11 protein-coding genes are annotated in these 11,814 nt (G+C 67.7%); all 11 read left to right on the top strand.

Going from position 1 to position 11,814, the window contains the following annotated elements:
• The first annotated feature begins 115 nt into the window (after positions 1 to 115).
• Positions 116 to 1,300, top strand: coding sequence for a cell division protein FtsZ (gene ftsZ, locus AC5RUP_RS10800; protein ID WP_494154985.1), 1,185 nt, complete (start codon positions 116 to 118; stop codon positions 1,298 to 1,300).
• 20 nt (positions 1,301 to 1,320) lie between these two features.
• Entirely contained in the window at positions 1,321 to 2,040 is a 720-nt protein-coding gene (locus AC5RUP_RS10795; protein WP_494158536.1) for a purine nucleoside phosphorylase YfiH/LACC1 family protein, read from the top strand.
• The gene (locus AC5RUP_RS10790) at positions 2,037 to 2,786 is read left to right on the top strand and encodes a YggS family pyridoxal phosphate-dependent enzyme (protein ID WP_494158535.1); all 750 of its coding nucleotides are present in this window, start codon (positions 2,037 to 2,039) and stop codon (positions 2,784 to 2,786) included. Before AC5RUP_RS10795 ends, AC5RUP_RS10790 begins: the two co-directional genes overlap by 4 nt.
• 90 nt (positions 2,787 to 2,876) lie before the next feature.
• Positions 2,877 to 3,392 (top strand): cell division protein SepF, encoded by a 516-nt coding sequence (locus AC5RUP_RS10785; RefSeq protein ID WP_493999473.1) that lies wholly within the window; start codon positions 2,877 to 2,879, stop codon positions 3,390 to 3,392.
• A gap of 69 nt (positions 3,393 to 3,461) precedes the next feature.
• Entirely contained in the window at positions 3,462 to 3,749 is a 288-nt protein-coding gene (locus tag AC5RUP_RS10780) for a YggT family protein (protein ID WP_493977952.1), read from the top strand.
• 149 nt (positions 3,750 to 3,898) lie between these two features.
• Entirely contained in the window at positions 3,899 to 4,564 is a 666-nt protein-coding gene (locus tag AC5RUP_RS10775; RefSeq protein ID WP_494091493.1) for a DivIVA domain-containing protein, read from the top strand.
• A gap of 129 nt (positions 4,565 to 4,693) precedes the next feature.
• Positions 4,694 to 5,305, top strand: a complete 612-nt coding sequence (gene lspA / locus AC5RUP_RS10770; RefSeq protein WP_494067618.1) for a signal peptidase II — start codon at positions 4,694 to 4,696, stop codon at positions 5,303 to 5,305.
• Positions 5,298 to 6,233, top strand: coding sequence for an RluA family pseudouridine synthase (locus AC5RUP_RS10765; protein ID WP_494149353.1), 936 nt, complete (start codon positions 5,298 to 5,300; stop codon positions 6,231 to 6,233). Before lspA ends, AC5RUP_RS10765 begins: the two co-directional genes overlap by 8 nt.
• A 46-nt stretch (positions 6,234 to 6,279) precedes the next feature.
• Positions 6,280 to 9,822 (top strand): DNA polymerase III subunit alpha, encoded by a 3,543-nt coding sequence (dnaE, locus tag AC5RUP_RS10760; protein ID WP_494153404.1) that lies wholly within the window; start codon positions 6,280 to 6,282, stop codon positions 9,820 to 9,822.
• A gap of 34 nt (positions 9,823 to 9,856) precedes the next feature.
• Entirely contained in the window at positions 9,857 to 11,206 is a 1,350-nt protein-coding gene (gene hisD / locus AC5RUP_RS10755) for a histidinol dehydrogenase (RefSeq protein WP_494153405.1), read from the top strand.
• Between the two features lie 100 nt (positions 11,207 to 11,306).
• Positions 11,307 to 11,807, top strand: coding sequence for a transcriptional regulator NrdR (gene nrdR / locus AC5RUP_RS10750; RefSeq protein WP_493999479.1), 501 nt, complete (start codon positions 11,307 to 11,309; stop codon positions 11,805 to 11,807).
• Positions 11,808 to 11,814: the final 7 nt, after the last annotated feature.

The following is an 11,814-nucleotide window of genomic DNA, read 5'->3' as shown; positions in this document are numbered from 1 at the left end:
GACATAACTCTAACCTTCAAGTTGAAGGTTAAGGTTAGGTGAAACTACCGGACAGGGTACCCGCCCGCTCCGGCAGAACTGATCAGTGCACAGACTCGAGCAAGGGACACAGGACGTGGCAGCACCGCAGAATTACTTGGCCGTCATCAAGGTCGTCGGCATCGGCGGCGGTGGCGTGAATGCCGTCAACCGGATGATCGAGGTGGGACTCCGCGGCGTGGAGTTCATCGCCATCAACACCGACGCTCAGGCACTGCTGATGAGTGACGCCGACGTCAAGCTCGACGTCGGGCGCGAACTCACCCGGGGTCTTGGTGCCGGCGCCGACCCGGAGGTGGGCCGAAAGGCCGCCGAGGACCATGCCGAAGAGATCGAGGAAGTGCTGCGCGGGGCGGACATGGTCTTCGTGACCGCCGGCGAAGGCGGCGGCACCGGCACCGGCGGCGCACCGGTGGTGGCCCGGATCGCGCGCTCGCTCGGCGCCCTGACCATCGGCGTTGTCACCCGCCCGTTCACGTTCGAGGGCCGCCGCCGGTCGAACCAGGCCGAAAGCGGCATCGAGACGCTGCGCGACGAAGTCGACACCCTCATCGTGATCCCCAACGACCGTCTGCTGTCCATCAGCGACCGCAACGTCTCCATGCTCGATGCCTTCCGGTCCGCCGACCAGGTGCTGCTCTCCGGCGTGCAGGGCATCACCGATCTGATCACCACCCCGGGCCTGATCAACCTTGACTTCGCGGACGTGAAGTCCGTCATGCAGGGCGCCGGCTCGGCGCTGATGGGCATCGGCTCCGCCCGCGGCGAGGACCGGGCCGTCAAGGCCGCCGAGCTGGCGATCGCGTCTCCGCTGCTGGAAGCGTCGATCGACGGTGCGCACGGCGTGCTGCTGTCGATCCAGGGCGGATCGGACCTGGGCCTGTTCGAGATCAACGAGGCCGCCCGGCTGGTGCAGGAAGTCGCACACCCCGAGGCGAACATCATCTTCGGCGCCGTCATCGACGATGCGCTCGGCGACGAAGCCCGGGTGACCGTCATCGCCGCCGGCTTTGACCAGGTGGACGTCACCTCCGCTCCGCCCCAGAAGCCGGCCGCCGCCCCGGCCGGTACGCCCGCCGTTCCGGCCGCCCAGCCGTCCGTGCCGGTCTCGGAGCCCATTGAGCACAGCTTCAGCAGTGCCATGCCGCAGCACCACGTTCCCGCCGATGCGGGCTTCGACATGGATCTGCCGGCCATCGTCGAGCCGGACCTGAGCGCGGGCCGCGTCGACGACCTGGACGTTCCGGACTTCCTGAAGTAAACCCCCAGGCGGGTCCGGCAGTGTTTTGGTGGAAGCAGCGGGTCCACACCGGCGTGTGGGCCGCCTTTACCGACCGCTCGGCCGGGAACCTTGGCCTGCATGTCGGGGACGACCCCGACACGGTGCTCCGGCGGCGCGCGGCGCTGGAAGACGCCATGTCCGTACCGGCCGGTTCGCTGCGGTTCATGAACCAGGTGCATTCGGCCGTCGCGGCGGTCATCCCCGCCGGCGGCGGGGAGGCCGACACCACTGAAAGAGCCGCGCCGGCCGACGCGCTGGTCAGCGCCGACGGCGCGGCACCGCTGGCGGTGATGGTCGCGGACTGCCTGCCGGTCGTGCTGGTGGGGACACGTCCCGACGGCGGGGCCGCCACCGCCGTGGCCCATGCCGGCCGCCGCGGACTGCTCGACGGGGTGCTGGCCAACACCGTCGCCCGGCTCCGCGAGGCCGGTGCGGGCGAACTGCGGGCCTGGATCGGTCCCTCCATCTGCGGGGCCTGCTATGAGGTTCCCGAGCAGATGCAGGCCGAGGCGGTTGACCGGATTCCCCAACTGGCGGCGAGGACAGCCTGGGGGACGCCGGCCCTGGACCTTGCCGCCGGAGCCAGGGCAGAGCTGGCCGGGCTCGGTGTGGACGTGCACCAGGTGGCCGGCTGCACCCGGGAGGACGAGAGGCTGTACTCCTACCGGCGCGATCAACGAACCGGCCGGTTCGCCGGCCTTGTCTGGAAGGACGCATGAGTACCGACGCCCGCAAGTCCGAACTGGCAGCGAACCTGGAACGTGTCCGGGCCCGGATCGCCCGGGCCGCCGCGGGGCGTTCCACGGAGCCGGAACTGATCGTCGTGACGAAGTTCTTCCCGGCCTCCGACGTTGCGCTGCTGCATGACCTGGGCGTCACCGACGTCGGCGAAAACCGGGACCAGGAAGCGGCCGCGAAGGCCGCCGAGCTTGCCGGTGCCGGGCTCCGCTGGCATTTCATCGGCCAACTGCAGACGAACAAGGCAAAGTCCGTGGTGCGGTACGCGGATGTGGTCCATTCGGTGGACCGGCGGCAACTCGTCACCGCCCTCGGCAAGGCCGTGCTCGCCGAGCAGGAACGGCGGGAGGCCGCCGGGCTCGCACCGCGGGCGCACCTGGACTGCCTGATCCAGGTAAACCTCGACGAGAGCGGCACCGGGCAGGGCGCCGGCACGGCGGCCCGCGGCGGTGCCCGGCCGGAGGACATCCCGGCGCTGGCCGATGCCCTCGGTGACACCACGGGACTGAACCCCGCCGGGCTGATGGCGGTCGCACCGCTGGGCGCAGACCCTGCCCGCGCGTTCGGCCGGCTGGTCGAGCTGTCGCAGCGGCTTCAGGAACAGCACCCCGGCGCCGGCCTGGTGTCGGCGGGCATGAGCCAGGACCTCGAAGCCGCGGTCGCCGCGGGCGCGACACACCTCCGCGTCGGTTCCGATGTCCTCGGCCCGCGACCGGCCGTGGGGTAGCGTTTTGGCTAGGCAGACTCCTTGCCGGGCCCGCCAATCCGGGACCTGGCAAGGCGGGACAGCAGCGCTGAAGACAGGATGGGAGCGACCATGGCAGGCACACTGCGCAAGACAATGATTTATCTTGGGCTCGCCGATGGTGACGAGCACTACGAAGCCGAGCAGGCAGACACGCCCGCTCGAGATGAGGAGCAGCCTGTGGACCAGCCCCGTCAGGAGCGCCGCCCCGAGCCCGCCCCGCCGGTGAAGCAGGTTGCCGAGGAATACCGGGCGCCGGTGACGCCGATCAAGCGCGCTCCGTCGGCCCGCGAGGACGCTACAGTGCTGCACCAGATCACCACCGTGCATCCGCGGTCGTACAATGATGCCAAGATCATTGGCGAAAGTTTCCGCGACGGCATTCCGGTGATCATGAACGTCACGGACATGGGCGAAGCGGAAGCCAAGCGTTTGGTCGACTTTTCCGCCGGCCTGGTCTTCGGCCTGCACGGCAGCATCGAGCGGGTCACGAACAAGGTCTTCCTGCTCTCGCCGTCGAGCGTGGAAGTGCTGGGCGAGGACCGGAAGTCCAGCGACCAGCAGGCCAGCTTCTTCAACCAGAGCTAGCCCGCAGCCACCTCCGGCAGGCGTGCCGCCAGCCTTACTCCTTCTAGCGCTAGGAATCGTGGAACCGGCGTGTCCCTCATTTTCGTCCTGCTCTACCTGATCTTGATGCTGTTCCAGCTGGCCCTGATCGTGCGGATCGTCTTTGAAATCGTGCAGGCCTTTGCCCGGCGCTGGCGGCCGCGCGGCATCGCGCTCGTCGCGGCGTCAGCGGTCTACTCCGTGACCGACCCGCCCATGAAGGCCCTCCGACGGCTCATTCCGCCGCTGCGAATCGGAGGATTCGCGCTCGATCTTGCGTTCCTGGTCCTGTTCCTTGCCGTCACGATCGCCATGGCGATCGTGGCCGGTCTGGCCTGACCGGGGGCGCGTTAGTGTTCGTCTCCGAAACGATATATTCTGATTCAGATATAGCTGGCGGATGTCCGTTGCACGGCGGATATTCGCTACCGTTGTTATGAATCCAGCACGTAGCATTCATGACCCACGAACCAGTATGAGGTGACCAGATGGCTTTGACGCCAGAAGACGTTGTCAACAAGCGGTTCCAGCCGACCAAGTTTCGCGAAGGCTATGACCAGGACGAGGTCGACGATTTCCTAGATGAGATCGTCGTCGAACTCCGCCGGCTGAACCAGGAGAACGACGAACTTCGCAAGAAGCTGGCCGACGCCACGTCGAACCAGGGTCCGGAGGCCTCCGTGCCGGCTCCGGTCTCCGCCGCCCCGAAGACCGAGCAGGTCAGGGAACCGGTCAAGGAAGAGCCCAAGGAAGAGCCCAAGCCGAAGGAGGAGCCGAAGCCGGCCCCCGCGGCCGTTCCGGCATCCGGGACCGGGCACACCGCGGCCGCCGAGTCCGCCGCGGGCGTGCTGGCCATGGCCCAGAAGCTCCACGACGAGTACGTCACCGCCGGCGTGGAGCAGCGGGACAAGATCATTGCCGAGGCACAGCTGGAAGCCAGCAGCCTGGTCAATGACGCCGAAGAGAAGAGCCGCAAGACCCTGGGCAACCTCGAGCAGCAGAAGGCCGTGCTGGAGCGCAAGCTGGAGCAGCTGCGTGGATTCGAACGCGACTACCGGGCCCGCCTGAAGGCGTACATCGAAGGCCAGCTGCGGGACCTGGAAGCCCGCGGATCCTTCGCTGCCCCCGAGGTCAAGGACAGCGCCGACGCGTAAGCGCGGAAGATAACCGCCAGCCCCGTGCCACGGGGCTCCCAATGGCCGGCGCCGGGATTACCCTGCCGCCGGCCATTGGCTTTGGACGCCCCGCGCCGGCGCCCGACCGGCACTGAAGACGAGAGAGACATGTCAGAAACTTCACCGGCAGCCGATCGACCCGACGATGGGGCGGCGGCCGCACCGGGACAGCGGAAGGGCGCCGGCCGGTTCATCCTGCTGCTGGCCGGCTGCGCGGCGTTCGCCTATGCCTTCGACCAGCTGACCAAGTGGTGGGTGGTGTCCACCATGACCGAGGGCCAGATCACCCCGGTGCTGCCGCCGCTGCTGCACTGGCACTTCATCCGCAATTCCGGGGCCGCGTTCTCGATCGGCGAGGACTACACGTGGGTGTTCACCATCGTCATGACGGCGGTTTCCGCGGCGATCGTGATCTACGCGCGCAAGGTCCGGTCCCTGTGGTGGTCCGTGGCCCTCGGCTTCCTGCTCGGCGGCGCGCTGGGCAACCTGACCGACCGGCTGTTCCGCGAACCCGGCTTCGGGGTGGGCCACGTGGTGGACTTCATCGCCTTTCCCAACTTCGCCATCTTCAACATTGCCGACTCCGCCGTGGTGGGAGCGGTCATCCTGTGGTGCGTGCTGACGTTCATGGGCATCGGAATGGACGGTACCCGGGAGACCGCCAAGGCCGCGGACAAGCCGGCCGGCGACGGCAAGGCGGCGGGGGAGAGCGGTGACTGACGACGTCAGGGTCGTGGAGCTGGACGCCCGGACAGCCGGCGCGCGGGCCGATACCGCGGTGGCCGCGCTGCTGGGAGTATCCCGCTCGGCAGCCGCAGCACTCCTCGGCGACGGACGCGTGGAATTGGACGGCCGGGTTATCGCCAAGTCGGAGAAGCTCCCGCAGCAGGGAAGCCTGCGCATTGCCGTACCCGAACAGCGGGATCCGCTCGCCGTCGTGGTGGAAGAGGTTGAGGATTTGCAGATTCTCGGAGACGAGGACGATTTCGTCGTCATCGACAAGCCGGTGGGCGTTGCCGCCCACCCCTCGCCGGGCTGGGTCGGCCCGACCGTCGTCGGAGCCCTGGCCGCCCGGGGCTATCGGATTTCGACGTCGGGTGCCGCCGAGCGGGCCGGCATCGTCCACCGCCTGGACGTGGGAACCTCCGGCGTCATGGTGGTCGCCAAGACCGAACACGGCTACACCCTGCTGAAGCGCGCGTTCAAGGAACGCACGGTGGACAAGGTCTACCACGCGCTGGTCCAGGGACTGCCGGACCCGCTGGAGGGCACCATCGATGCGCCGATCGGCCGGCATCCCGGCTACGACTGGCGGTTCGCCGTGGTCGAAGACGGCCGCAACTCGATCACCCACTACGAGGTACTCGAGGCCTTCGGCAGGGCTTCGCTGGTCGAGGTGCACTTGGAGACCGGCCGCACGCACCAGATCCGGGTTCACTTTTCCGCGCTACGGCATCCGTGTGCCGGCGACCTGACATATGGCGCGGACCCCAAACTCGCCGCCGCGCTGGGACTGACCCGGCAGTGGCTGCACGCCAAGAAACTTGGTTTCCACCACCCCGGCAGCGGGGAGTGGGTCGAATACGAGAGCGAGTACCCGCGGGACCTGGCCTACGCGCTGCAGGCGCTGGCCGAACACCGCGTGTAAGCCGGTACTGGCTGGCTCCGGCACCTAGAATGAAACGGTGGCAGCAGTGACTTCATCCAAAATCGGCAACGATTCCTTCGTCCACCTTCACAACCACACCGAGTACTCGATGCTCGACGGTGCGGCGCGGCTGACCGACCTGTTCAGCCACGCCGATGAACTGGGCATGAACGCGGTGGCGACGACCGACCACGGGTTCGTCTTCGGCGCCTTCGATTTCTGGAACAAGGCCCGCAACGCCGGCATCAAGCCGATCGTCGGAGTGGAAGCGTATCTGACGCCGGGCACCGCCCGGGCGGACAAGACCCGGGTGCGGTGGGGCGACGGCGGACGCAACGACGTCTCCGGCGCCGGCGCCTACACCCACATGACCATGTGGGCCGAGACCACCGAGGGCATGCACAACCTGTTCCGCGCCTCCTCGCTGGCCTCGCTGGAGGGCTACCTCTACAAGCCCCGGATGGACCGCGACCTGCTGCAGACCTACGGCAAGGGACTGATCGCCACCACCGGCTGCCCGTCCGGCGAGGTCCAGACCAAGCTGCGGCTGGGACTCTACGACGAGGCCAAGCAGGCCGCCTCCGATTTCCGGGACATCTTCGGCAAAGAAAACTTTTACTGCGAGTTGATGGACCACGGCCTGGACATCGAACGCAACGTCCAGGCCGACCTGCGGAAACTGGCCCGCGAACTCGGGCTGCCGTTCGTCGCCACCAACGACCTCCACTACACCCATGCCGAAGACGCGAAGTCGCACGCGGCGCTGCTGTGCGTGCAGTCCGGCTCGACGCTGGCCGACCCGAAGCGCTTCAAGTTCGACGCGGACGAGTTCTACCTGAAGTCTCCGGCGGAAATGCGGGCCATCTTCCGCGACGTCCCGGAGGCCTGCGACAACACGCTCCTGATCGCCGAGCGCTGCAACGTGGAGTTCAATACCAAGGCCTCCTACATGCCGCGCTTCCCGGTCCCGGAGGGGGAGAACGAGGAGTCCTGGTTCGTCAAGGAAGTCGAGAAGGGCCTGCACTACCGGTTCCCCCACGGCATTCCCGACGACGTGCGGAAGCAGGCCGAATATGAGATCGGCATCATCCTCCAGATGGGCTTCCCCGGCTACTTCCTGGTGGTCGCCGACTTCATCAACTGGTCGAAGGACCACGGCATCCGCGTCGGACCCGGCCGTGGTTCCGGCGCCGGCTCCATGGTCGCGTACGCGATGCGCATCACCGACCTGAACCCGCTCAAGCACGGGCTGATCTTCGAGCGCTTCCTGAACCCGGACCGCGTCTCGATGCCCGACTTCGACGTCGACTTCGACGACCGGCGCCGCCCCGAGGTGATCAAGTACGTCACCGAGAAGTACGGCGACGACCGCGTCGCCATGATCGTCACCTACGGCACCATCAAGGCCAAGCAGGCGCTGAAGGACTCGTCCCGCGTCATGGGCTATCCGTTCTCGACCGGCGAGCGGCTGTCCAAGGCGATGCCGCCGGACGTCATGGGCAAGGGCCTGACGCTGAAGGAAGTCCACGACCCCAACGCCAAGCGCTACGGCGAGGCCGATGAGATGCGTGAGCTGCTCAAGTCCGACCAGGAGTCCGCGAAGGTCTTCGAAACCGCGCTGGGCCTGGAGGGGCTGAAGCGCCAATGGGGCGTGCACGCCGCCGGCGTGATCATGTCCTCGGAACCGCTGATCGACATCATCCCGATCATGCGCCGGGAGCAGGACGGCCAGGTCATTACGCAGTTCGACTACCCCACCTGCGAAGGCCTCGGCCTGATCAAGATGGACTTCCTCGGCCTGCGCAACCTGACGATCATCACGGACGCCATCGAGAACATCAAGATGAACCAGGACATCGACCTGGACCTTGAAACGCTCGACCTGGACGACCGGCCGTCCTACGAACTGCTCGCCCGCGGCGATACCCTCGGCGTGTTCCAGCTCGACGGCGGCCCCATGCGGTCCCTGCTGAAGATGATGCGCCCGGACAACTTCGAAGACATCTCCGCCGTCATCGCCTTGTACCGGCCGGGCCCGATGGGCGCGAACTCGCACACCAACTACGCCCTCCGCAAGACCGGCGTCCAGGAGATCACCCCGATCCATCCGGAGCTGGAAGAGCCGCTGCGCGAAATCCTGGATACCACCTACGGCCTGATCGTGTACCAGGAGCAGGTGATGGCGATCGCGCAGAAGGTGGCCGGCTTCTCGCTGGGCCAGGCGGACATCCTGCGCCGCGCCATGGGCAAGAAGAAGAAGTCCGAACTGGACAAGCAGTATGCGGGCTTCCACCAAGGCATGGTGGACCGCGGCTACTCCGAGGCGGCGGTCAAGGCGCTGTGGGACATCCTGCTGCCCTTCTCCGACTACGCGTTCAACAAGGCGCACTCGGCGGCCTACGGCCTGGTGTCCTACTGGACGGCCTACCTGAAGGCGCACTATCCGGCCGAATACATGGCCGCCCTGCTCACCTCGGTGGGCGACGACAAGGACAAGCTGGCGCTGTACCTGAACGAATGCCGGCACATGGGCATCACCGTGCTGCCGCCGGACGTCAACGAGTCGGCACTGAACTTCACCCCGGTCGGCACGGACATCCGCTTCGGCATGGGCGCCATCCGCAACGTCGGCGCCAACGTCGTGCACGCCATGGTGGCCGCACGCGACGAGAAGGGCAACTTCGCCAGCTTCAGCGACTTCCTGCAGAAGGTCCCGGCCGTGGTGTGCAACAAGCGCACCATCGAGTCGCTGGTCAAGGCGGGCGCCTTCGACTCGCTGGGCCATCCGCGCCGCGCCCTCGCGATGATCCACGAAGAGGCGGTGGACTCGGTGATCGTGCTCAAGCGCAACGAGGCGGCCAACCAGTTCGACCTCTTCAGCGCGTTCGACGACGGCGGCGAAACCGCCGGGGGCCTGTCGGTCGACGTGCCGGACCTGCCCGAGTGGGACAAGAAGGACAAGCTCGCGTTCGAGCGGGACATGCTCGGCCTGTATGTCTCGGACCACCCGCTGCAGGGGCTGGACGGGATCCTGAGCCAGCACGCGGACCTGTCCATCACGTCCGTGATCGGCGAGGACGGCCCGCCGGACGGTCAGATCATCACCATCGCGGGCATGATCACGTCGCTGCAGCGCCGGATCGCCAAGAACAGCGGCAACGCCTACGCCCGCGCCGAGGTCGAGGACCTGGGCGGTTCCATGGAGGTGATGTTCTTCGGGCAGGCCTACGCGCCGATCGCCACCGTGCTCGCGGAAGACCTGATCGTGGTGGTCCGCGGCCGGCTGCAGCGCCGCGACGACGGTGCCGTCACCCTGAATGCGCAGGAACTCACCGTTCCGGACCTGAGCGACGGGCACTCCGGACCCGTCGTGATCTCGATGGCCAGCTTCAAGGCCACCGAGTCGGTGGTCACCGCGCTGGGCGACGTGCTGCGCACCCACCCGGGCACCACCGAGGTGCAGGTGCGGCTGAACGGCTCGCGCAAGGTCGAGGTGATGAAGCTCGGGGTGGACCTGCGGGTCAATCCGAACCCCTCGCTGTTCGGCGACCTCAAAGTCCTGCTCGGGCCCGCCTGCCTCGATGCCTGACCGGGCGGCGGCGCCGGGTCAGTAGAATGGGTGGGTGACTTCTGCAGACTCGGCCAACACCTTCAACGATTTCCCCACCCTGGACCTGCGCGGCCGCCGGCTGGGCACCGCCGAACTCAAGGCCGCCATGCCGCGGGCGGAGACCACCTTCGACGCCGCCACCGGCGCCGTAGAGGAAATCATCGGCAAGGTCCGGGCGGGCGGGTTCGCCGCCCTGGCGGAGCTTGCCCGCCGCTTCGACGGGGTCGAGCAACTGCACCCCCGCGTGCCGGCGGCCGCGCTGGACGAAGCCCTGGAACAGCTGGATCCGCAGGTCCGCGCCGGCCTGGAGGAATCGATCGCGCGCGCCCGGCGGTTCGCCGCGGCGCAAAAGCCGGCGGACACCGACGTCGAGATCGGTGACGGAGCGGTGGTGACGCACAAATGGATCCCGGTGAACCGGGTGGGCCTCTACGTCCCCGGCGGGCTGGCGGTGTACCCGTCATCGGTCGTCATGAACGTGGTACCCGCCCAGGCCGCGGGCGTAGCGTCCATCGCCCTCGCGTCGCCGCCGCAGAAAGACTTCGGCTCGCTCCCGCACCCGACCATCCTGGCCGCCGCCAAACTGCTGGGAATCGACGAGGTGTACGCCATCGGCGGCGCGCAGGCGGTGGCGGCGTTCGCTTACGGCGCGCCCGCGAACGCGCACGGCCCGGCGCTGGAACCGGTGGACGTCGTCACGGGCCCCGGCAACGTCTATGTGGCCACGGCCAAGAGGCTGGTTAAGAGCGTGGTGGGGATCGACGCGGAGGCCGGCACCACCGAGATCGCCATCCTGGCCGACGAGACTGCCAATCCGGCGTTCGTGGCCGCCGACCTGATCAGCCAGGCCGAGCACGACCCGCACGCCGCCTCGGTCCTGATCACGGCTTCGGAGGAACTGGCGGCGGCAGTGCGCCGGGAACTCGGCGGGCAGGTCGCCCGCACCAAACACGCCCGCCGCGTCCGCGAGGCGCTGTCCGGCCCGCAGTCGGGGACCATCCTGGTGGACGGGCTGGAACAGGGCATCGCCGTCTGCGATGCCTACGCCGCCGAACACCTGGAGATCCAGACCGCCGACGCGGCCGCGGTGGCCGCCCGGATCCGCAACGCCGGAGCGATCTTCGTAGGCGACTACAGCCCGGTGAGCCTGGGCGACTACTGCGCCGGCTCCAACCACGTGCTGCCCACCAGCGGGACCGCCACCTTCGCCAGCGGCCTGAACGTGACGACCTTCCTGCGTGCCGTCCAGGTGGTCAACTACGGCAACGCGGCGCTGCGGGAAGTCAGCGGGCACATCGCCGCGCTGGCCCGCGCCGAGAACCTCCCGGCCCACGGCGACGCCGTCGCCATCCGATTCGCCTGAACCGGGCCAAACCCCAACATGTAGTAATGACAGTCTTGTAATTCACCTACATATGGTTCTAGGATGAATGGGTTGGCTGTCCCGAGGGAAGGAGTGTGGCGTGTACTGTCCGTTCTGCCGCAACTCCGATTCCCGGGTGGTGGACAGCCGGCTGACCGATGACGGTTCGGCGATCCGGCGGCGCCGCCAGTGTCCGGCCTGCGGGCGCCGCTTCACCACAGTGGAGACCACCAGCCTCAGCGTGATCAAGCGCTCCGGTGTCAGCGAGCCGTTCAGCCGGACCAAGGTCGTCAACGGCGTGCGCAAGGCCTGCCAGGGCCGTCCCGTGACGGAAGATGACCTGGCCATGCTGGCCCAGGAAGTCGAAGAATCTGTCCGCGCCAGCGGGGCCGCGGAAATCGACGCGCATGAGGTGGGCTTGGCCATCCTCGGCCCGCTGAAGAAGCTGGACCTGATCGCCTACCTGCGGTTCGCCAGCGTCTACCAGGGCTACGAATCGCTGGAGGATTTCGAATCCGCGATCGACCAGCTGCGCCACGATGCGCAGCGGAACGGCCAGCAGGGGCCCGAAGGCCGGCAACGGCCGTTGACAGCGCAATAGCGCGACC

It is taken from the genome of Arthrobacter sp. Y3223151 (assembly GCF_059091125.1).
The sequence above is the reverse complement of the archived record's forward strand: the minus strand, read 5'-3'. Positions and strand labels throughout refer to the sequence as shown.